This window comes from Paenibacillus thailandensis, assembly GCF_042685365.1.
Taxonomy (GTDB): domain Bacteria; phylum Bacillota; class Bacilli; order Paenibacillales; family Paenibacillaceae; genus Paenibacillus_AP; species Paenibacillus_AP thailandensis.
In genome coordinates this window covers 258,924-279,701 of record NZ_JBHUMY010000016.1, presented here as the reverse complement: position 1 = coordinate 279,701, position 20,778 = coordinate 258,924, and the positions used below count along the sequence as shown (strand labels likewise).

Annotated in this window: 18 protein-coding genes; 12 read left to right on the top strand and 6 right to left on the bottom strand. The window is 56.8% G+C overall.

The annotated features are described in order from the left end of the window. The first annotated feature begins 1 nt into the window (after window position 1). Window positions 2-1,069, top strand: a complete 1,068-nt coding sequence (locus tag ACFSW5_RS16320) for a DUF1835 domain-containing protein (protein WP_379275151.1) — start codon at window positions 2-4, stop codon at window positions 1,067-1,069. On the opposite strand, the gene ACFSW5_RS16315 is transcribed toward ACFSW5_RS16320, so the two are convergent. From ACFSW5_RS16315 to ACFSW5_RS16295, 5 genes are all read right to left on the bottom strand, one after another. Next, entirely contained in the window at window positions 1,054-1,743 is a 690-nt protein-coding gene (locus ACFSW5_RS16315) for an LrgB family protein (RefSeq protein WP_379275148.1), read from the bottom strand. The genes ACFSW5_RS16320 and ACFSW5_RS16315 overlap by 16 nt on opposite strands. After that, window positions 1,718-2,095 carry a CidA/LrgA family protein gene (locus tag ACFSW5_RS16310; RefSeq protein ID WP_379275146.1) on the bottom strand — a complete coding sequence of 126 codons (378 nt, stop codon included), beginning with the start codon at window positions 2,093-2,095 and terminating at the stop codon, window positions 1,718-1,720. The genes ACFSW5_RS16315 and ACFSW5_RS16310 overlap by 26 nt, the downstream gene beginning before the upstream one ends. 85 nt (window positions 2,096-2,180) lie before the next feature. Then, window positions 2,181-3,068, bottom strand: a complete 888-nt coding sequence (locus ACFSW5_RS16305; RefSeq protein ID WP_379275143.1) for a sugar phosphate isomerase/epimerase family protein — start codon at window positions 3,066-3,068, stop codon at window positions 2,181-2,183. Further along, window positions 3,065-3,943 carry a sugar phosphate isomerase/epimerase family protein gene (locus ACFSW5_RS16300; RefSeq protein ID WP_379275141.1) on the bottom strand — a complete coding sequence of 293 codons (879 nt, stop codon included), beginning with the start codon at window positions 3,941-3,943 and terminating at the stop codon, window positions 3,065-3,067. The genes ACFSW5_RS16305 and ACFSW5_RS16300 overlap by 4 nt, the downstream gene beginning before the upstream one ends. After that, window positions 3,940-4,998 carry a Gfo/Idh/MocA family protein gene (locus ACFSW5_RS16295; protein ID WP_379275139.1) on the bottom strand — a complete coding sequence of 353 codons (1,059 nt, stop codon included), beginning with the start codon at window positions 4,996-4,998 and terminating at the stop codon, window positions 3,940-3,942. Before ACFSW5_RS16295 ends, ACFSW5_RS16300 begins: the two co-directional genes overlap by 4 nt. 217 nt (window positions 4,999-5,215) lie before the next feature. Here ACFSW5_RS16295 and ACFSW5_RS16290 point away from each other — a divergent pair, with 217 nt between their 5' ends. The 6 genes from ACFSW5_RS16290 to ACFSW5_RS16265 all read left to right on the top strand — a co-directional run bounded on the left by ACFSW5_RS16290 (window position 5,216) and on the right by ACFSW5_RS16265 (window position 12,390). Continuing rightward, window positions 5,216-6,070 carry an AraC family transcriptional regulator gene (locus ACFSW5_RS16290; RefSeq protein ID WP_379275136.1) on the top strand — a complete coding sequence of 285 codons (855 nt, stop codon included), beginning with the start codon at window positions 5,216-5,218 and terminating at the stop codon, window positions 6,068-6,070. Window positions 6,071-6,124: 54 nt separating this feature from the next. Then, window positions 6,125-6,979: a pentapeptide repeat-containing protein gene (locus tag ACFSW5_RS16285; protein WP_379275134.1), complete on the top strand. Its 855-nt coding sequence runs from the start codon at window positions 6,125-6,127 to the stop codon at window positions 6,977-6,979. A 126-nt stretch (window positions 6,980-7,105) separates the two neighbouring features. After that, the gene (gene rocD, locus ACFSW5_RS16280; RefSeq protein WP_379275131.1) at window positions 7,106-8,299 is read left to right on the top strand and encodes an ornithine--oxo-acid transaminase; all 1,194 of its coding nucleotides are present in this window, start codon (window positions 7,106-7,108) and stop codon (window positions 8,297-8,299) included. 492 nt (window positions 8,300-8,791) lie between these two features. Beyond that, entirely contained in the window at window positions 8,792-9,886 is a 1,095-nt protein-coding gene (locus ACFSW5_RS16275) for a Leu/Phe/Val dehydrogenase (RefSeq protein ID WP_379275129.1), read from the top strand. A gap of 176 nt (window positions 9,887-10,062) precedes the next feature. Continuing rightward, window positions 10,063-11,037, top strand: coding sequence for an MraY family glycosyltransferase (locus tag ACFSW5_RS16270; protein WP_379275126.1), 975 nt, complete (start codon window positions 10,063-10,065; stop codon window positions 11,035-11,037). A 285-nt stretch (window positions 11,038-11,322) separates the two neighbouring features. Then, window positions 11,323-12,390, top strand: coding sequence for an LLM class flavin-dependent oxidoreductase (locus tag ACFSW5_RS16265; RefSeq protein ID WP_379275123.1), 1,068 nt, complete (start codon window positions 11,323-11,325; stop codon window positions 12,388-12,390). A gap of 96 nt (window positions 12,391-12,486) precedes the next feature. Here ACFSW5_RS16265 and ACFSW5_RS16260 read toward each other — a convergent pair whose 3' ends face one another. Continuing rightward, the gene (locus ACFSW5_RS16260; RefSeq protein ID WP_379275121.1) at window positions 12,487-13,371 is read right to left on the bottom strand and encodes a helix-turn-helix transcriptional regulator; all 885 of its coding nucleotides are present in this window, start codon (window positions 13,369-13,371) and stop codon (window positions 12,487-12,489) included. 149 nt (window positions 13,372-13,520) lie between these two features. Here ACFSW5_RS16260 and ACFSW5_RS16255 point away from each other — a divergent pair, with 149 nt between their 5' ends. From ACFSW5_RS16255 to gnd, 5 genes are all read left to right on the top strand, one after another. Further along, complete coding sequence (locus ACFSW5_RS16255; RefSeq protein ID WP_379275197.1) at window positions 13,521-14,564, top strand: Gfo/Idh/MocA family protein; 1,044 nt, start codon at window positions 13,521-13,523, stop codon at window positions 14,562-14,564. Window positions 14,565-14,875: 311 nt separating this feature from the next. Beyond that, on the top strand, window positions 14,876-15,778 hold the full coding sequence (locus ACFSW5_RS16250) for an NAD(P)/FAD-dependent oxidoreductase (protein ID WP_379275119.1): 903 nt from the start codon (window positions 14,876-14,878) through the stop codon (window positions 15,776-15,778). Window positions 15,779-16,269: 491 nt separating this feature from the next. Beyond that, window positions 16,270-17,781 (top strand): glucose-6-phosphate dehydrogenase, encoded by a 1,512-nt coding sequence (zwf, locus tag ACFSW5_RS16245; protein ID WP_379275117.1) that lies wholly within the window; start codon window positions 16,270-16,272, stop codon window positions 17,779-17,781. After that, on the top strand, window positions 17,762-19,753 hold the full coding sequence (tkt, locus tag ACFSW5_RS16240; protein ID WP_379275115.1) for a transketolase: 1,992 nt from the start codon (window positions 17,762-17,764) through the stop codon (window positions 19,751-19,753). The genes zwf and tkt overlap by 20 nt, the downstream gene beginning before the upstream one ends. 107 nt (window positions 19,754-19,860) lie before the next feature. Further along, window positions 19,861-20,754, top strand: coding sequence for a phosphogluconate dehydrogenase (NAD(+)-dependent, decarboxylating) (gene gnd, locus ACFSW5_RS16235; RefSeq protein ID WP_379275113.1), 894 nt, complete (start codon window positions 19,861-19,863; stop codon window positions 20,752-20,754). Window positions 20,755-20,778 lie beyond the last annotated feature (24 nt).

The following is a 20,778-nucleotide window of genomic DNA, read 5'->3' as shown; positions in this document are numbered from 1 at the left end:
GATGGGAACGATTCGAATGCAAGATCGGGCAAAATTATGGCAGGCCGTCGACAACCTGACTGAACGGGAAACCAAGCAGCTGCTTTCGTATATGATGGGGCAGATTAACGAGGCCGTTTCTAATCGCGATAAAAAAGATGAAGTATGGAGCCGATTGATCGGTATCCATGATCGGTTGCTGCTGCCAAATGAAAAGGTGAACTGGGAGCCGGATGCGGCGGCTGAAACGGTGCATATCGCGTTCGGCGATTCGTTTGCCGGCAGCCTGAAGTTCGTCATCAAGCGGCTCAACCTGGCGGAAACGAACAAAGTGGTCGTCTTTCGCGACCTATTCTCAGTCGGGCCGCTTTGGATGCTTCACGAGGAAGCCGGGCAGAGCAATCGCCGGCAATGGTTCCGGGACAACATTAACGGCGGGGGCAATGATGACGAAGACGAAGAAGCGGATTGCGGCCGAAAGCTGGCGGAGCTGTTCGCCCGGATCCCCTCGCAAGCCGCGATTGTTATCTGGAGCGCGGCCAACGCCCATGAGCAGGCAGGGCTGCGGTACGCCGTTTATTTGCTGAAGGATCATTCCAACGCGGTGTTCGTGTTTGATCCGGCTAATTCCGTTCAAAACCGGTTTAACACACCGGATCGGTTTATCGAATATTTGCATTCCGGCGAAATCCCGCCGGACAAGCTCCAAGCCGTATTCGGGGAATGGATGCAGACCGTCCCGTTACCGCCCGAAACGAGGCGATCGTTCACGGAGGAATGGCTGTCCCTCGCGAGCCGCCAAGACGTGTTGCGCATATGGGACGGGGAACGGATCCGAAACGTGGAGGAACATTATTTCGACGGTTATTTGCTGGAAACTATAGATCAGCTTCACGCTTCTAAAGGAACCGATGAGTTTATAAAAGCGGCAAGAGTGATCGGACAGGCGATTGGCTGCTGCGATCAATACGTCGGGGACGGCTACTTCGAGTTTCGGCTGCGGGAACTGATCTATAAGGGCCGGCTCGAAATTAAAGGCGTTCCCCGCGCAATGAGATCTTACAGCGTAAGACGCTACAGAAACCAGTAAACGGGAATCATCAGCACCGAGGTCACGATGCCGGTTGCGGCCATCGAGAAACCGCTGATCCCGCCTAACGTGTCGGACTCGGCGATCATTCTTGCCGTGCCGATGCCGTGAGAGCTTGTTCCCATGGCAGTACCGAGCGGAATGTCGCCCCGAATGCCGAACAGACGCAGGAAGGCCGGGCCGGCTACGCTGCCGAGAAGACCGGTTAATACGGAAAAAGATGCGCTTAGCTCCGGGATGCCGCCGGCTCTTTTGGCGATTTCCATGGCGATGGGGGCGGACACCGATTTGGACAACATGGAACGAACGATTTCATCGGGGCTTCCGGTAACGGACAACAGCAATGCCGTTGAAACGGCGGATACGACGGAGCCGGCCGTGATGCCGGCGAGCACCGGGAACAGCGCGTCTCTTATTTTGCCGGCATTTTTATAGAGCGGTACGGCCAGTGCGACGGTAACGGGACCCAGACAGGCGCTCAGCAAGTCTCCTCCGGATTGATAATAGCCGATTGGGATATGCCCGGCCCACAATAAAAGCATGAGTGCCGCAGAGGATACGACCAGCGGGTGAATCCAGCGCCATCTTTTCCGGAAGGCCAGCGCAGCCGTGTAGGCGAGCAAAGTAACGGCGATGCCGAAAACGGGATTATTGAGCCATGGTACGGGATTCATCGCGATTGCGCTCTTTTCCGCCGATATGCTTGACGACGAACCCGGTTACGAGCATAACCAGACCTGTGCCCGCCACGAGACTTGCCGCTATGGAGAGCAGGTGCGGCGCAAAAAGCTTGGCGAAAGCCATCGTGCCCACGATGGCCGGAATAAAAAACAAGCCCATATGCTTCAGGGCGAGCCGGCCGCATTCCTCCACCCAAGATAGCTTGACTGCCTTTGCAAACAGGGCGATTGTGAGCAAAATGAGCCCGATTACATTGGCGGGAAGCGGAATTGGCAGCCAAGTTTTCACCCAAACGCCGGCAAGATGAAAAAGAATAAAAATAGAGGCTCCGATCGCGAGTTTCATGCCGTTCATGCTCCTCCATTCCGTTAAATCAAGGGCAGCCGAAGAACCGATGCGGGGTTCGCGGCTGCCCTTTTTATCCCAATCTTTATGCCCTGAACTTCTTCAAAAAGTCCACGGCCAGCTTAATGTCGGCTTCGGGGTTCGTTTTCACTTCGCGCTCGATCGTCAAGTAGCCCGTATAGCCGATATCCTTCAGCGCCTGCAGGTAAGCCGGCCAATCGACGCCGCCTTCGCCGAGCGGCACCTCGCGGAACGCCGCGCCCGATTCGACCATTTCGGAGATCGTCTCGTGGTCCAGCGATTCGGCCTCATAGCCGTAGAGGCCGTATACGTCTCGCGGGTCGATCGGGCCAAGCTTGACGCCGTCCTTGGCATGGGTGTGCACGATATAGTCTTTCAGCGTATAGACGCCTTGCACCGGATCGTCGCCTGTCACCATAATCATGTTGGCCGGATCGAAATTGACGGATACGCCTTTGCCGCCCAGCGTGTCGAGGAAGCTCTTCAGATGGGCGGAAGTTTCGGGGCCGGTCTCGATCGCAAAGTAGGCGTTCATCGAATCGGCGTAAGCGCAAAGCTCGGAGCAAGCTTTATGCATCGTTTCGTAGACGCGGCTGTTCGGGTCGTCCGGCACGATGCCGATATGGGTCGTAACGATATTGGTGCCGAGCTCCAGCGCCAGCTCCAATATCCGCTTCGATTTTTCGATTTTGGCCGGGTTGGCGGCAGGGTCTTGAAAGCCGTGCCCGCCCAGGTCGCCGACCAGCGCGGATATTTCCAAGCCTAGCGAAGCGATGTACGCTTTGAATTCCTTGCGGGCGGCGGCCGTCAAGTTCTCCGGGGCCATCTCGCCGCGCACGGCATAGATTTGAACGCCTTCCGCGCCGACCCCGCGGGCTTTGACGAGGCCATCCTTCACGCCAACGCCAAAGCTGTCCACGATCACGCCGATTTTATTCGATATGGTCGTCATCCGATACGCACCTCCGGTTTCGATTCGTTCCACAGCTTGCGGACGTACTCCAGACCCAGCTTCGTGCCGAGCCGGCAATCTTCCATGCCTTCGAATTCGATGGAAATATACCCGTCGTAACCTGAAGCCTTTACAATGCGAACGATTTCCGGCAGGTCAATGTCGCCGTGGCCGACGATCGCTCCCCGCAGCCAGCTGCCGCCGGAGCTGGCGAACCAGCCGGCTCCCGGCGCGCGATGGGATGGACGGCGGTAGAAGTCTTTGAAATGAACCATCGAAGCGAGGCCGATGTTGTTCGCGACAGCGGTTTCCGGAGCTTCGTCGGCGCACAGAAAATTGCCGATGTCGAGCGTCGTTTTGAAATTCGGCCGTCCTACGGCATGGACAAGCGCTTGTACGCGGTCGCTATGCTGAATGAAATAGCCGTGGTTTTCGACGCTTGTCGTAATGCCTTTCGCCGCGGCATAATCCGCAATGCGGCGGCAGGCTTCCGCAAGGCGCGGCAGCTGCCGGAGAAAATTCCCGATCGACAAGTCTTTCGAGGAGGCGACGTCATGGCGCATCAGCTTGACGCCAAGCGCTGCGGCGATGTCGACCTCCTCTTTGATCCGGGCGATCTCCCGCTCGTAAGCTTCGTCGTCCAGATCGGCAAAATTGGCTCCGACGGCGTAATTGGACAGTTCCAATCCGTGTGCCGCCGCTTCCCGTTTCATGCTCCCGATGAGCTCCGGGTTGTCGTGCAGATTGAAGCCAAGCGGCACGATCTCGACATGCTCGCCGCCGATTTCGGCAACGTACCGGATAACGTCCAAGGCGGACATCTCGCCTTTGCTTAACGCCTGATAAAGGCTGTAGGTGCTGACGCCGAGCTTCATAGCCGCACCTCCGCGCCAAGCGCCGCCGATTCGTATACGCCGCATAATATTTTCATGATCTCGACCCCGTCCTCGACCGGGCTGATCGGCTTGGTGCCGTTCCGGACGCTGGAGACGAAATGATCGATTTCCGCCTGGAACGCCGCGTTGAAATCAAAACCTTTATGATCGGTTTGCGGCTTCACGTTTAGGATAGTATCGTGCTTCTCGGTTACGATCGCCACTTCCGGATCGATCTCGAAGCCTCCCTTGTCCCCGTACAGCTTGACGGAAGTCAAATCTTCCTTCGCATGCAGCGTAAAGCTGACGTCCACCAGCAAGGAAGCGCCGTTCTCGAAGCGGATCAGCGCGTTTGCCATATCTTCGACCGTGTTGAGATCCGCGTTGTAATCGGCCGCTTTATAGAACGAAAGGTTGCGCACGTTGGAGCGGTTGCCCAGCTTCCGGTACGTGTTGGCGCTTACGGATACCGGCTTCGGCAGTCCCATCATGTACCAGCACAGATCGATGACGTGGACGCCGATGTCGATGAGCGGTCCGCCGCCCGACCGTTCGATGTCCGAGAACCAGCCGCCCGGATTGCCCAGCCTGCGGATGGAGGACGCCTTGGCGTAATAAATTTCGCCGAATTCGCCCCGGTCGGCAAAGGCGCGGAGCAGCTGCGCGTTAGGGTCGTACCGGCGGACGAAGCCGACCTGCAGCGTTCTGCCGGTGGAGCGGACGGCTTCCTGCACGCGAAGCGCTTCCTCTACCGTGCGGCAAAGCGGCTTCTCGACAAGCACATGCTTGCCGGCTTCAAGCGCCGCGATGGCGATTTCGGCATGGGTGTTGTTCCAGGTGCAGATGCTGACGGCATCGATGTCCGGGTTTGCGAGAAGCTCGCGGTAATCCGTATAGACGAGCTCCGCGCCGTATTTCCCGGCGGCGCTTCCCGCTCTTTCCTCGTTCAAGTCGCATACGGCGACCAACCGGGCGTCCGGGTTTTTGTCGTAGGATTGCAAATGCATGGACGAGATGGAACCAGTACCGATGACTCCGATTTTTAGCGCCGGCATGTCAACGCTCACTCCCTTTTCGAATTTTCGAATGTTCGAATTTCGGATGAAGCTTAAGCCTCTTCGACGAGCAGGCTTCGATAGAAGTTTTTCGTAAATTTACCGTTTTTCACTTTTGTATTATAATGCTTTCCATGAGGAAGACCATGCCCAGACGTGCTCTTTATTTGTACAATTGTGCGGTTTAAACCGGTTGAGCCGAATAGGAGTGAGGACGATGGATCAAGCGCTGCGCGAAACGATGGACATGCCGAATCCGGACTTTCCGATCAAGGTGCACCGCTGCCTTTACGACGGGGCCGGGAAGGTGATGTTTACGCATCATTGGCACGAGCATCTGGAGTTTCTTTATTTCGTGGAAGGGGAAGCGGCGCTTGAGCTGGGCTCGAGCGCGTTAACCGTCAAGGCCGGCGATCTCGTCGTCGTCAACAGCAACGAGCTTCATTACGGGGTAAGCCAATCGGAGCATTTGTTCTATTATGCGCTGATCGCCGACATCTCTTTGCTGCAAAGCCATTCGCTGGACGCCCCGGAAATGAAGTTCATCACGCCGATCGCCCAGAACCGCCTGCTGTTCGGCAACCGGATTTCCGGAGACGACGCGATCGCTTCCATGCTGACGATTATCCGGGAATTGGAGAAGCGGGAGTTCGGCTACGAGCTGGCCATTAAGGCGGAGCTGTACCGGCTGCTGACGCTGCTGCTGCGCGGGTACGTGTCCACCGTGCTGACGCAGGACGAATATGCGAAAAAAATGAAAAGCATCGAGCGGTTCGCCCCGATTTTCAACTATATCGAGGAGCATTACAACGAACCGCTTTCCGTCGGGCAGCTCGCCGATATGGCGGGCTTAAGCCGTTATCACTTCAGCAGGCAGTTCAAAGAAATAAGCGGTCGAACGGTTACCGAATTCGTGAACGAGACGCGGCTGAACCAGGCCGACCAGCTGCTGCGCGGCAGCAGGCTGACGGTGTCGGAGATCGCGGCGGCGACCGGTTTCGGCGATATCTATTACTTCAGCCGCCTTTTCAAGAAGCACCGCAAAGTATCTCCTTCGGCTTTGCGGAAGTAGCCGGCGTTTCTATCACGGTTTTAAAAACTATTCAAAAAATGAGGAGTGGAGAACTTGATCGACAAACATGACACCGATCGGAGAGCGGAGCTGACATCGGATTGTTCAAGCTGCTTCGGATTATGCTGCACCGCCCTTCCGTTTGCCGCTTCGGCCGATTTTGCGGCGGATAAGGACGCGGGACAGCCTTGCCGCCATTTGCGGGACGATTATCGCTGCGCCATCCATGAAGGGCTGCGCGATAAAGGGTATCGCGGCTGCACGGTGTACGATTGCTTCGGAGCCGGACAGAAGGTTTCGCAGCTGACCTTCGGCGGACGGGACTGGCGGAAGCATCCGGAATCCGCCTCCCGCATGTTCGCGGTATTCCCGGTCATGCGGCAGCTTCACGAGCTGCTCTGGTACTTGAACGAAGCGCTGGAGCTGGAAGCGGCGCAGCCGATCCGGGAAGAGCTTGCGCTCGCTTACGAGGAGACAAGCCGGCTTACGGAACTTGCTCCCGAAGCGATTGCCGCGATGGATATTCCGGCCTGTCGGGCGCAAGTGAACGAGCTTCTGCTGAAGACAAGCGAGCTCGTCCGGCGCGAAATGCGCGCCATATCCGCCAGGCCGGCTCGGAGCGGACGAAAAATCGCCGAGCGCGGGGCCGATCTGATCGGCGCCAAGCTGCGCGGCGCGGATTTGCGAGGCGCCAGCTTGCGCGGAGCGTATCTGATTGCCGCCGACCTGAGGCAGGCCGATCTGCGGGCGGCCGACTTGATCGGCGCCGACTTCCGCGACGCGGATCTGCGGGGCGCCGATTTGACCGGGGCGATCTTTGTGACCCAGTCCCAGCTGAATGCGGCCCACGGCGACGCCCGGACCAAGCTGCCGGCGCGGCTCGAACGGCCGTCCCATTGGACGGCGTAGGCAGGCTGCATTCCGCGGCGGTTTCGCCCGAAGTCTTGCCCCGCTTGCGTCCACCCGTCTCTTGTACGCATCCCTTGCTCCCGTTGAATACAATGTATGACGACACATGGAGGATGGAGGAGTGGCATGTTGAAGGGAGACGAAACGATCGCCAAGACGGAGCGGTACGGAGCGCATAACTACCGGCCGCTGCCGGTCGTGATCGCCAAAGCCGAAGGCGTATGGGTCGAAGACCCGGAAGGCAAGCGCTATATGGATATGCTGAGCGGCTACTCGGCGCTGAATCAGGGGCACCGGCACCCGCGCATCATCGCGGCGCTGAAGCGTCAAGCCGATCTGGTTACGCTGACGTCGCGCGCATTTTACAACGCCCCTCTGGCCGAGCTGATGGAGCTGGTCGCAAGCTTGACGGGCAAATCGATGATGCTCCCGATGAATACGGGGGTCGAGGCGGTGGAGACGGCGCTGAAGGCGGCGCGAAGGTGGGGAAGCGCGGTGAAAGGCATTCCGGACGGGCAGGCCGAAATTATCGTCTGCGAAGGCAATTTCCACGGCCGGACGCTTGCGGTAACGTCTTTCTCCTCGGAGCCGGCTTACCGCGACCGGTTCGGCCCGTTTATGCCGGGGTTTGTCATTATACCTTACGGCGACTTGGGAGCATTGGAAAACGCCATTACGGACCGTACCGCCGCATTTCTGGTCGAGCCGATCCAAGGCGAAGCGGGAATCGTAATTCCGCCCGAAGGCTACTTGCAAGGCGCGGCCAAGCTTTGCAAGGACCGTCAAGTGCTGCTCTTGGCCGATGAAATTCAGACCGGCTTCGGCCGTACCGGCAAACGGTTCGCCTGCGATTGGGAAGGCGTCGTCCCCGACGTCTACATTCTGGGCAAAGCGCTGGGCGGAGGCGTACTGCCCGTCTCCGGGGTCGCGGCTGACGAACCTGTTCTCGGCTTGTTCGAACCGGGATCGCACGGCTCGACCTTCGGCGGCAACCCGCTCGCCAGCGCGGTTGCGGTCGAGGCGCTGCGCGTTACGGAGGAGGAGCGGCTGGCGGAACAGTCGCTTGCTCTCGGTCACGAGCTGCTGGCCGGCTTGCGGCAAATCCGGCACCCCGACATCGTCGAGGTAAGAGGCAGAGGGCTGTTTATCGCCATCGAAACCGCCGGCCCCGCCCGGCCTTATTGCGAGAAGCTGAAGGAAGCCGGCTTGCTCTGCAAAGAAACGCACGACAAGGTGATCCGGCTTGCTCCTCCGCTTGTCATTACGAAGGAAGAGCTGGCGTGGGCGGAGGAGCGGATTAAATCCGTCTTCGAAATCTAGCGTTATCGTTGTTATAAGCGGTTTTGCCTTCCTTTTGGCCGTTATCCCTTTAACTCAGGAGAGAATGCGAGCCTGTTTTCAAGCTTCGGGTCATCGGGATAACGGCGATATTAAGAAGGCAGGCAGAGGCGACATAACGATTTCCTCTTTGCGCTTCTGTGCGGCACTTCACCGGACATGCTTCCTCTCCCTATGAGCCGGCGACCAATTCCGTCTTCTTGCGATCGAAAGCGGCCTAGCCGCTTCCGGAGCGAGTTCGCATATGAAGCTGAAGCCTCCTCGCATAAGAACTTCGATAAAGATTTTTCACATGGTTTCGAGATACTTGGGTATAACTGAGAAATAAGAAAAAGCGGTTTAACCTTCAGCCGGAAGGATTTCGATTAATTCCGGAACGATCGATCGTGCGCCGCATAAAATACCGCAGGCAGGACGAGTGCGGACATCCGACCGGCGGGCGGCTGCCCGCCAGATGACAGGAGGGACAACGGAATGGACATTTTCGAGGCGATGGCCGGCGCAGATTACGAACAGGTCGTCTTTTGCCGCGACGAGGCGTCCGGCTTGAAAGCCATTATCGCCATTCACGATACGACGCTTGGCCCGGCTCTCGGCGGCTGCCGGATGTGGAACTACCCGAGCGAAGAAGAAGCGCTTGTCGACGTGCTCCGTCTGGCCAAAGGAATGACGTACAAATCGGCGGCGGCGGGCCTGAATTTGGGCGGCGGCAAGGCCGTCATCATCGGCGATCCGGCTTCCGACAAAAGCGAAGCGCTGCTTCGGGCGTTCGGCCGGTTCGTGCAAGGATTGAACGGTCGTTACATTACGGCCGAGGATGTCGGGACGACCGTTGCGGACATGGACACGATCCAGATGGAAACCGATTTCGTGGCCGGCACGTCGTCGGAACACGGCTCTTCCGGCGACCCGTCTCCTTATACGGCGCTCGGCGTCTTTCACGGCATTCGCGCGGCGGCGCAGGAGCGGTTCGGAAGCCCCGATCTGAGCGGAAGAACGGTGGCGGTGCAAGGCATCGGCAGCGTCGGTTATGCGCTGTGCGGTTTGCTGCACGAGGCGGGCGCCAAGCTGATCGTCTCCGATATCCGGGACGACGCGCTTATGCGGGCTCACGAGCAGTTCGGCGCAAGCGTCGCCGCTTCTTCGGCGGTTTACGATGCGGATTGCGACGTGTTCGCCCCATGCGCCTTTGGCGCCATTCTGAACGACGAGACGATACCGCGGCTTCGCTGCGCCGTCGTGGCCGGCTCGGCGAACAATCAGTTAAAGGAACCGCGCCACGGCGACATGCTGGAAAGCAGGGGAATTCTGTACGCTCCGGATTATGTCGTCAACGCCGGCGGCGTCATTAATATTTCGGTGGAGCTGGAAGGATACAGCGCCGCCCGCGCCAGGCACAAAGTCGAGCAAATCTATCCGATTCTGCTCAGGCTGTTCGGCATCGCCCGAAAGGAGAACATTCCGACGTACGCCGCCGCCGACCGGCTGGCCGAGCAGCGGATCTCCGCTATCCGGAGATCTACGGGCTTCTATGTCGGCAGCGAACGAAGACCGCGCAACAAAAGCTGATACGGGCGGCGGCTGCCGCCTTGCTTATCGTGCCGCAGCTGCCGGACGTTCCGGCGGCTGCGGCATTTTGCCGAAATCTATGCGCCAAGACCAGAAGAGCTTTTCTTGCTGGCTGCAATCCGGCAGCGTAGACAATTATGAGGCGGGGGATATATAATTTTGTTGAATATACGCGAATGGCGGTGAACAACATTTTATTCGCATTATCGTTTTTGCTCTCATTTGTTATCGTTTACGTTCTGATCCCTCCGTTCGGCAAGCTTGCGTTTCGCCTTGATTTCGTCGACAAGCCCCGCCAGGACCAGGAGAGGAAGATTCACCGGGAACCGATTCCGCTGACCGCAAGCTACGTTATTTTCATCGGGTTTGTCGCTACATATCTGCTTGTCGAAAGGAACTTTTCGGTTCAGACGCTGGCGATTATCGGCGGCGGCATATTGCTGCTCGTCATCGGAACGATCGACGACTGGTACAAGACGAAAGGAAAAGATTTTCCGGCGCTGCCGAAGCTGGTCGTGCAAGTATCCGCAGCCGTGCTCGTGTATGCCTCGGGCATCAGCTTCACCGGATTTTTTAATCCGATTTCCGGCGAATATGTCGTACTGCCGGCGCTGCTGCAATTTATTTTAACGATTTTATGGATTTTCGGCGTCACGACCGTTATTAATTTTTCCGACGGAATGGACGGGCTTGCCGGCGGCTTGTCGGCTATCTCGACGCTGACGCTGCTGATCGTCGCGCTGACGATGGGGCAGACGAATTCGGCGGTTATGGCAGCGATTCTGCTCGGCGTAACGGTGGCTTATTTGCGCTACAACAAGCCGCCCGCCAAAATATTTATGGGAGACGCGGGAGCGACGTTTATCGGCTTCATCTTGGCCGTTATCGCGCTTGACGGAGCGTTCAAGCAAGCGACGGTTCTGTCGCTGTTCATCCCGATTCTCGCTCTCGGCGTGCCGATCTTCGACAATTTGTTTGTCGTTGTGCGCCGCTTTATGCAAGGCAAGTCGATCTACGAAGCCGACGCAAGCCAGGCCCATTACCGGCTGCTCCGGGCGGGTTTAACCCAGAAGCAGGTCGTTGCGGTTCTTTGCTTGGTGAGCACGTGCTTATGCTTGTCGTCCATCATTTTGCTATTGGTGCAAATATAACGTAAGTCCGTTAGAGAAAAGGCCGGACAGAGCGGTAACGCAGCTCTCGTCCGGCCTTTTCCTTTCCCAATGACGGCGAAGCCGTTTCTTCGCATCCGCGAGCGTCCGTAAGAGAGAAGCCGAATGTGCGTATAATGGATTTGTAGTTCGCGTGCCGATCGAAAGGCTCCGATTCCTTCGGTTGTTACTTGACGAAATTAAATTACCTTACTACAATTGCTTACATTAAGTAACTAAATATCGCGAATGCAGTCCTTTGTACCGGACGCCAGGAGGATCGACAACTTGACCAGATCAGATCGACATAACGAGCAATCCAATCCATCTTTTGAATTCGGCATATATACGCTGGGGGAGCTCTCCCCTCATCCGGAGACCGGCAAGACGATCGGCGCGCAGCAGCGCATTCGGGAGGTGATCGAAGCCGCAAAGCTGGCGGACGAAGCCGGCATCGACGTTTTTGGCGTAGGCGAGCATCACCGGCTCGATTTTGCCATTTCCTCGCCGCCCGTTCTGCTTGCGGCTATCGCTCAGGCGACGAAGCGGATCCGTTTGACGAGCGCGACAACCGTGCTCGGAACGTCCGATCCCGTGCGTGTCTACGAAGATTTCTCCACGCTGGATCTGCTGTCGGACGGCAGAGCGGAAATTATCGCGGGGCGCGGGGCGTATATCGAATCGTTCCCGCTGTTCGGCTACGAGCTGTCCTCCTACGGCGAGCTGTTTCGGGAAAAAACCGCCATGTTCCTCGCTTTGAACGACAACGAAACCGTCACCTGGAGCGGAAAATTCCGATCGCCGCTGAACGAAGCCGAAATCGCTCCGCGTCCGAAGCAGAGCAGGCTTCCCTTATGGCTTGGGGTAGGGGGAACGCCTGCAAGCGCCGCCCTCGCGGGGGAAATCGGCGCCGGCATGGCGCTGGCCATACTTGGCGGCGACCCGCACGAATACAAGCATCTCGTCGACGAATACCGGCGGGCGGGCAAAGCGGCCGGCCACGCGGACAAGGAACTGAAGGTCGGCATTACCGGACACAGCTTCGTCGGCCGCACGCCGGAGGAAGCGAGGGCTCAATTTTACCCGTATTACGCCAATTATTACACCGGTTTCATGAAGCGGCCGCCGCTTGACCGGGAAGCGTTCGACGGGCTGTGCGCGCCGGAGACGGCGCTGAACGTCGGCAGCGTGGAGGAAGTGACGGAGAAAATTTTGCGCCAGCACGAGCTGTTCGGCCATAGCCGCTTTATGGCGCAGATGGATATCGGCGGGATGCCGTTCAAGCAAGTGGCGCAAGCGATCGAGCTGCTGGCGACCGAAGTAGCCCCGTCCGTCCGCAAAGCGCTGAAGCGCTGACCGCCGGCTTCTTGCTCGCGGGGCATAGGAAGAGCCGGGGATGCCGACATGGCCAGCCCGGCTTTTTTTGCTTTGCCGCGTTCCGGATCATCCCCTTCAACCGCGCAGCTTGGTTGGCGCCACCCCTTTATATTGCTTGAACAGCCGGGCGAAGTAGTTCGGATTGTCGCAGCCGACAAGGCCGGCGATTTCCGTTACCGATTTATCCGTTTCGAGAAGAAGCCGTTCGGCCTCGTTTGCTCGGCAAGCATTGACGAATTCGACGAAGGTGCGGCCGGTCAGCTTTTTGAACGTTTTGCAAAAATGATATGGATTCATATTGACCCTTTTTGCCGCTTCCGCTACGGTCAGCTTCTCGGCAAAATGCGTCTCGATATGCTGGATGAGCGGCTTGAATAGCTCGCGGTTGAACGCCTGGCCCTCCTTCGGCCCGGGCGGCGTGCGCAAAGGCTGAAGTTCCCTTGCCAGCAGCGTAAACAGAAGGTGCAGCTTCGACTTGATGACGAGCTGATATGCGGGTTTCTTGTCGCGAAATTCTTGAAGCGCTTCGTCCAACAGGGCGTAATGCGCGCGGACCGGGGAGAGCACGGCATCCGGCCTAACCGGAATCGGGCGTTTCCCTTCGAGGCAAGGCGCGACAAACTGGACATGAAGCGGGTCGTGAGCCCGGTCGCCGAACAGTGCGGCGTTAAAAACGACCGAAACGAATTGCGTCGGCCCGTCATGCCGGCAATAGCCGACGTGCAAGCTTCCCGCCGGAACGAACAAAACATCGCCTTCGCTCGCTTCGTAAGGAACGCTGTCGATGTGAAAGACGGCATGACCTTGCCGCATCATAATAATTTCGAGATGCTCGTGCCAATGCAAATAAAGAATCGTTTGCCCGGCTTTGCCATCGGGACTGCTATTGACGAACGGATAAAATGGAAACGTTTTCTCTTCGAGGCGCGTGTTTTCTCTAAGCTCTCTTGGATAAGTCATGCAAACGGTCAACTCCCGCAATATTGTGCTAGCGAATAGCAATATAAGTGGAGAATCGGCTTGTATCAGGCGATATACTGAAAGTGCTTAGCTATACTATAGACCAATATCGGAGTGGTCAACAAGTGTTGAAGAAAGGGTGGGAAGGCTTGGATAAACGATATCGAGTCGTAATCGCAGGATGCGGAGCGATGGCCGGCGCCTGGACGGAATACGCGCTTGGCCGGGAAGATACGGAAATCGTCGGGCTGGTCGACATTCGGCTGGAAGCGGCCGAAGCGATGGCCGCCCGGCATGGGCTTCGCTGCCCGGCGTTTACGGACGTAAAGGAGGCGATCCGGAATACGTCGGCGAATATCGTGTTTGACGTTACCGTTCCGGCAAGCCATTATACGGTGGCGACCGATGCGCTTCAGGAGGGCTGCCATGTATTCGGCGAGAAGCCGCTCGCCGAAACGGTCGGCCAATGCCGGGACATCGTCGCGCTTGCGGAGCGAACGGGCTTGACGCATGCCGTTATGCAAAACCGCAGGTTCGATCCGCGCATCCGTTCTTTACGGAAACTGATCGAGGCGGGCACGATCGGGAAAACGGGCTTTATCGGCGCCGATTTTTTTCTCGCTCCTCATTTCGGAGGGTTCCGCGACGCCATGGACAGCCCGCTGCTCTTGGATATGGCCATCCATACGTTCGATCAGGCCAGATATATTGCAGGCGCTAATCCGGTCAGCGTATACTGCCACGAATTTAACCCTCCGGGCTCGTGGTACGCAGGAAACGCCGCCGCCGTGTGCATTTTCGAGATGAGCGACGGCTCCGTCTTTTGCTATCGCGGCTCCTGGTGCGCCGAAGGGGCGCCGACTTCCTGGGAGGCGTCTTGGCGAATAACGGGCGAGCGCGGCACGGCGATTTGGGACGGGCGCGGCATGCCTTACGCGGAAGTCGTCTCGCAGGCCGAGGGGCAGCAAGGCAAGTTTACGCGCGACCATATACGAGTGGACGGCGAGGACGTACCTCTCCGACATACGTTCCACCACGGCTGCCTGGACGACATGTTCGCCTCCCTTCAGGAAGGCCGCCGGGCCGAGACGGATTGCCGCGACAATATTTACAGCATGGCGATGGTTTTCGGAGCGCTCGAAAGCGCCAAAACCGGGACGAAAATAAATTTGTCTTCCTATTATAATAGGTAAGCGCTTTAATTGCCTTTTTTGTTCAAAGCTAAGAATTTATTCGGTTCTTTTACATCAGTTTGTCTTTCGCCGCGAAATGTGCGCTTTGTGGCACGATACGCGGGGATGGCGGCTCTCCCGCAAAGGAATCGGAACAAGTGCCTAAGGAAACCTTCACTTTTTGGTTGGGAGACCGTTTACCCGGCCTGTAGAGCATACGACGCTTTCGTTTGGGGCATTAAATAAAGCGAAACCAGTCAAGCCGCTTGTGCCGAAACAAGCCTTCGTCACGAAAGGCGATTTGCGCGAAGCGGCTGAATCAGGAGGCGCCGATGCCATACGATTGCGTTATTGTAGGAGGAGGGTTCGCGGGGCTGCAGGCTGCCGTTCAGCTTGGGCGTTACCGCCACAGCGTCGCCGTGATCGACGCGGCGGACGGCCGTTCCGTGCTGTGCCGCCGTTACCACAACTTGCTGGGCTGGCCGGACGGCGTAAGCGGCGAGCAGCTTCGCGCCTTGGGCAGAAGCCAGGCGGAACGGCTCGGCGTCCGTTTTGTATCCGATACGGCCGTTTCCGCGGAGCGGGTTTCGGACGTCTTCCGCTTATGCCTGAAGGGAGGAACGCAGGTCGAAGGACGATGCCTGCTGCTCGCGACGGGCGTCAAGGACCGGCTTCCGGATTTTCCGGCCCTTATCCCGTGTCTCGGCATCAGCGTGTTCGTCTGCCCCGATTGCGACGGTTACGAAGTGGCGGATCGGCTCACGGTCGTGCTCGGATCGGGCGCGGCGGGGGCTAACATGGCGCTGACGCTTGGTCATTGGACGAAGGACCTCGTATACGTGAATCACGAACAGGCGCCGGTTCCGCAGCCGCTGCTCGACAAGATGGCGGAGCGGGGCGTTCGTTACGAGCATCAGCCTGCGGCTTCCGTTCTTGCGGAAGGCGACTCGTTCCGGGGCGTTGTCCTCGCCGAGGGCAAAGTGATCAACAGCGACCGCTGCTTTGTCGCGTTCGGCGGCAACGAGGTCCGCTCTTCGCTTGCAGCGCAGCTGCAGGTGACGCTTGCCGAGAACAAGCACGTTCTGGTAGATCCCCGCACGAAACAGACGAACGTGCCCGGCGTATGGGCCGCCGGCGACGTGGTCGCCCATTCGGAGATGGTGACCATTGCAATGGGGGAAGGGAGCCAAGCGTCGATCTGGATCCATAAGCGGCTGATCGGCGAGTTCGGTTGAACGGGGCGCACGGAGCCGGGAGAGCTTGTGACATAAAGAAATTTTTATCGATTCCATCAATTCTGTTTATGTCAAGATGAAATTTTGATGAAAAAAACAACTTAGGGTTGTCCGGCACCGGACAGCCCTTTTTTTGCTTTCGTACTGTTGGACGGAGTAGCGGCCTTTGGCTTCGTTTTTTTTTGCCCGACTGCCGCATTTAAGCGCCGGCGCATCTTTAACCCGTCAAAAGTCGCGGTTTTGAAGTTTGCAGCGCTTGACGACTCTCGTTTAAAGCCCGTGGAAATATTTAACTATAACATCATTAAATACAAAATCGATTGTTGCAAAATGCAATAAAAAGCTTGACGAATGTTGATTTGTAAGGGTTTTCAATGCGTCACAAAGTTGTCATAATCGTGTTGACGAATTATGAATCTAGCAGTATTATGGTTGACGGTAGTTTACCGGTAATAGATAGCAACCTCTATATTGGATAGGAGGAGTAACCCATGAACATGACGTTTGTCCTGTTCGGAGCAACGGGGGATCTAGCAAAGAGAAAAATATTCCCTGCCTTGTTCAACTTGTTTACGGACAACAAGATGCCCGAATCGTTCTCGATTATAGGGCTCGGAAGGCGCGAAATGGCTCACGACGTGTTCCAGAAACAAGTCGAGCAATCCATTGAAACCTTCTCAAGACGCAAAGCCGCAGACCGGGCTGCACTTGATAAATTTTTGGGCGCATTCCGCTACAGCGCGCTTGACGTAAACCGCCCTGAAGATTATACGAAGCTTCTGGAGCTGGTCGAGCAAAGAGAGAAGGAACTGAACCTTCCGCAAAACCGGATGTTCTACCTGTCGGTAGGTCCGGAGTTCTTCGATGTCATCGCCTCGAACATCAAAGCTAGCGGTCTCGGATCGACGAGCGGTTGGAAACGTCTTATCATCGAGAAGCCGTTCGGACGCGATTTGGCATCCGCTCGCGAATTGAACGAGAAGCTGAGCAAATCCTTCACGGAAGAAGAAATTTACCGCATTGACCACTACCTCGGCAAGCCGATGGTCCAAAACCTGGAAGTGCTCGAAAACGCCAATCCGGTTCTTCACGCGCTTTGGACTAACCGTTATATCTCGAACGTGCAGATTACGGCAAGCGAAACGGTAGGCGTTGAAGAGAGAGCGGGTTATTACGATACATCCGGCGCTCTTCGCGATATGTTCCAAAACCATATGCTACAGCTGCTGATGATGATCGCGATGCAGCTTCCGAAGGAAAGCAATCCGGAAGACGTGCGCAACAAGAAGCGCATGGTGATGGAATCGCTTCGTCCGCTGCAGCAAGACGATATTTCCAGCCAAATCGTGCTTGGCCAATACGGAGCCGGCGAAATGAACGGCAAGCCTGTTCCGGGATACCAAGACGAGCCGGGCGTAGCGCCGGGCACCCAGAACAACACGTTCATCGCGGCGAAGCTCTGGATCGACAGCGAGTTCTGGCGCGGCGTTCCGTTCTATATCCGCACCGGCAAACGGATGGCCGAGAAATCGACCCGCATCGTGATCGAATTTAAAGATCCGCTTGATCAGCCTCTCCGCAAGGTGGACGAAACCGCCGTTCCGAACCTGCTCGTTATCGAGATCGGTCCGAAGGAAGGCATTACGCTGCAGCTGAACAGCAAAGATCCGAAGCATGAAGGCAAGTTCGAGCCGGTCTATGTGAACTGCTTCTCGTCGCTCGAGGACATGCCTGAAGCTTACGAGAACCTGATTCACGACGCGATGCGCGGCGACGGTACCTTCTTCGCGCATTGGAACGAAGTCGAGCTGTCCTGGCAATGGGTACAGCCGATTCTCGATGCCGTCGAGAAGGGCGAACTGCCGCTGCACACTTACCCTGCGGGCTCTTACGGTCCAAAGGCGGCGTTCGACCTGCTGGGCGACCATGTTTGGTGGCTGGACAACGATACTTCCAACAAGCAAAGCAAAGGAGAAGCAGCATATGCAAACACAACAGCTTGATCAATTGACGATTGACACGATCCGCACTCTGTCTATTGACGCCATTAACGAAGCAAACTCGGGTCACCCGGGCCTGCCGATGGGCGCGGCTCCGATGGCTTACGCCCTGTGGGCCAACCAAATGAAACATAACCCGGGGGATTCGAAATGGTTCAACCGCGACCGTTTCGTTCTGTCCGCCGGCCACGGTTCGGCATTGCTGTACAGCCTGCTGCACCTGTTCGGCTACGGCGTTTCGATCGAAGACCTGAAAAGCTTCCGCAAGCTGAACAGCAAAACGCCGGGTCACCCGGAGCTCGGTCATACGGACGGCGTTGAAGCGACGACGGGTCCGCTTGGTCAAGGCATTGCAACGGCTGTCGGCATGGCGATGGCAGAAGCGCATCTGGCCGCTAAGTTCAACCGCGACGACTTCCCGGTTGTCGATCACTACACGTACGCCCTTGTCGGCGACGGCTGCTTGATGGAAGGCGTGGCATACGAAGCGATGTCGATGGCCGGCCACATGAAGCTCGGCAAGCTGGTCGTGCTGTACGATTCCAACGATATTTCCCTTGACGGCGAATTGAATCTGTCGTTCTCGGAAAACATCCAAAAGAGAGCCGAATCCGTCAACTGGCAGTACCTGCGCGTAGAAGACGGCAACGATGTTGCGGCGATCACCCGCGCGATCGAAGAAGCGAAGAAAAATACGGATCAGCCAACGATCATCGAGATTCGTACGATCATCGGTTACGGCAGCCCGAAAGTAGCCGGAACGAACAAAGCGCACGGCAACCCGCTCGGCGCCGAAGAAGCGAAAGCGACGAAGCAAGCGTACGGCTGGAACTACGAAGAGAATTTCTACGTTCCTGACGAAGTGAAAGCTTACATGCAGACGTTCAAGGATAAAGGCGACGCCGAGCAGTCCGTATGGAACCGTCTGATCGCATCCTACAAAGAAGCTTACCCAGAACTTGCGCAAGAGCTGCTCGACGCGATCAGCGGCAAAGTGCTTATCGACGCGAAGGACGTTCTGACGTTCGATTCGTCGAAAGCAATTTCGACTCGCGTAGCAAGCGGCAACGCGATCAACCACTACGTGAAATCCGTTCGTTCGATCTTCGGCGGCAGCGCGGACCTTTCGCACTCCACGATGACGGACATTACGGGCGAAAAAACGTTTGCCGTCGAGTCTTACGCGGGCCGCAACATCTACTTCGGCGTTCGCGAGCATGCGATGGGCGCAGCCGGCAACGGCATGGCGATCCACGGCGGCGTGAAGCCGTTCGTCAGCACGTTCTTCGTGTTCAACGATTACCTGCGTCCTTCGATTCGTCTTGCGGCGATTCAAAAACTGCCGATCACTTACGTGTTCACGCATGACTCGATCGCAGTCGGCGAAGACGGCCCGACGCACGAGCCGGTCGAACAATTGGCCGCGCTCCGCGCGATTCCGGGACTTACCGTTATCCGTCCTGCGGACGCTAACGAAACGTCTAACGCTTGGGCATACGCGCTGCAGCAAAACGACGGTCCGGTCGCTCTTATTTTGAGCCGCCAGAACCTGCCTGTATACGAAGAAACGAAGGGCAAAGTGGAGCAAGTCGCTTCCGGCGCTTACGTGCTGGCCGAAACGAACGCTAACCCTGACGTCATCTACGTTGCTACCGGTTCGGAAGTATCCCTTGCGGTTCAAGCGAAAGCGAAGCTGGAGCAAGAAGGCGTATCCGTACGCGTCGTTTCGATGCCAAGCTGGGAGCTGTTCGAGAAGCAATCCGACGAGTACAAGGAATCGGTGCTTCCGTCGTCCGTCAAGAAACGCGTCGTGATCGAAGCGGGCATCCGCCAAGGCTGGGAGCGTTATGCGGGCAGCGAAGGCAAAATTATCTCCATCGACACGTTCGGCGCATCCGGCAACGGCAACGAAGTGCTGGCGTACTTCGGCTTTACGGCCGACAACGCCGTTCAAACGGCTAAAAGCCTCCTGTAACGGTTATTCGTAAACTTAAAAAATCCAAAAAGCCCGCCCGGGCTTTTTGGACAGCATTTATTGGATAGGCAACAAAAACACATAAATATTTACTCGGAGGGAATCCCATGAAAGTCGGTTTAGTTGGATTAGGAAAAATGGGCCTGAACCTTGGCCAAAACTTGCTTGACCACAAACACGAGGTTGTTGCGTTCGACCTGAACAAAGCAGCTGTTGACGAAATGAAAGGCTTCGGCGCAACCGGCGCTTACACGCTGGAAGAGCTGGTGCAAAACCTGCAAGCTCCAAGAATCGTGTGGATCATGGTTCCTCACGCCGTTGTAGACAACGTGCTTGACCAAGTATCCGGCCTGCTTGAAAAAGGCGACATCGTGATCGAAGCCGGCAACTCCCACTACAAAGAGTCCATCGCCCGCTACGAAAAAATGAAAGCTCTCGGCATCAGCTACATGGACGTAGGCACTTCCGGCGGCATGGAAGGCGCACGCAACGGCGCTTGCTACATGATCGGCGGCGACGCTGAAACTTGGGCGATCGTTGAGCCGCTGTTCAAAGACACTTCCGTCGAGAACGGCTACCTGTATGCCGGCAAATCCGGCAGCGGCCACTTCCTGAAAATGGTTCACAACGGCATCGAATACGGCATGATGGCCGCTATCGGCGAAGGCTTCGAAGTTCTCGAGAAAAGCGACTTCGATTTCGACTACGAAAAAGTGGCACGCGTATGGAACAACGGTTCCGTTATCCGTTCGTGGCTGATGGAACTGACCGAGCGCGCCTTCTCGAAAGACGCGAAGCTTGACGAAATCAAAGGCATCATGCACTCCTCCGGCGAAGGCAAATGGACGGTTGAAACGGCATTTGACCTGCAAACCGCAACTCCGGTTATTGCCATGTCGCTCTTAATGAGGTATCGTTCTTTAGAGAACGACACATTTACCGGCAAAGTGGTTGCGGCTCTCCGCAACGAGTTTGGCGGACATGCTGTCGAAAAAAAATAAATTAAATTAAGTGGAGGTAATGGG

Excerpts from the sequence above, each read along its gene's own strand:
- ACFSW5_RS16315 (WP_379275148.1), bottom strand. The coding sequence starts at position 1,743 with ATGAATCCCGTACCATGGCTCAATAATCCCGTTTTCGGCATCGCCGTT.
- zwf (WP_379275117.1), top strand. The coding sequence starts at position 16,270 with ATGAACATGACGTTTGTCCTGTTCGGAGCAACGGGGGATCTAGCAAAG.
- ACFSW5_RS16275 (WP_379275129.1), top strand. The coding sequence starts at position 8,792 with ATGGACATTTTCGAGGCGATGGCCGGCGCAGATTACGAACAGGTCGTC.
- ACFSW5_RS16260 (WP_379275121.1), bottom strand. The coding sequence starts at position 13,371 with ATGACTTATCCAAGAGAGCTTAGAGAAAACACGCGCCTCGAAGAGAAA.
- gnd (WP_379275113.1), top strand. The coding sequence starts at position 19,861 with ATGAAAGTCGGTTTAGTTGGATTAGGAAAAATGGGCCTGAACCTTGGC.
- ACFSW5_RS16250 (WP_379275119.1), top strand. The coding sequence starts at position 14,876 with ATGCCATACGATTGCGTTATTGTAGGAGGAGGGTTCGCGGGGCTGCAG.
- ACFSW5_RS16295 (WP_379275139.1), bottom strand. The coding sequence starts at position 4,998 with ATGCCGGCGCTAAAAATCGGAGTCATCGGTACTGGTTCCATCTCGTCC.
- ACFSW5_RS16320 (WP_379275151.1), top strand. The coding sequence starts at position 2 with ATGGGAACGATTCGAATGCAAGATCGGGCAAAATTATGGCAGGCCGTC.
- ACFSW5_RS16310 (WP_379275146.1), bottom strand. The coding sequence starts at position 2,095 with ATGAAACTCGCGATCGGAGCCTCTATTTTTATTCTTTTTCATCTTGCC.
- ACFSW5_RS16290 (WP_379275136.1), top strand. The coding sequence starts at position 5,216 with ATGGATCAAGCGCTGCGCGAAACGATGGACATGCCGAATCCGGACTTT.
- ACFSW5_RS16305 (WP_379275143.1), bottom strand. The coding sequence starts at position 3,068 with ATGACGACCATATCGAATAAAATCGGCGTGATCGTGGACAGCTTTGGC.
- ACFSW5_RS16270 (WP_379275126.1), top strand. The coding sequence starts at position 10,063 with ATGGCGGTGAACAACATTTTATTCGCATTATCGTTTTTGCTCTCATTT.
- tkt (WP_379275115.1), top strand. The coding sequence starts at position 17,762 with ATGCAAACACAACAGCTTGATCAATTGACGATTGACACGATCCGCACT.
- rocD (WP_379275131.1), top strand. The coding sequence starts at position 7,106 with ATGTTGAAGGGAGACGAAACGATCGCCAAGACGGAGCGGTACGGAGCG.
- ACFSW5_RS16300 (WP_379275141.1), bottom strand. The coding sequence starts at position 3,943 with ATGAAGCTCGGCGTCAGCACCTACAGCCTTTATCAGGCGTTAAGCAAA.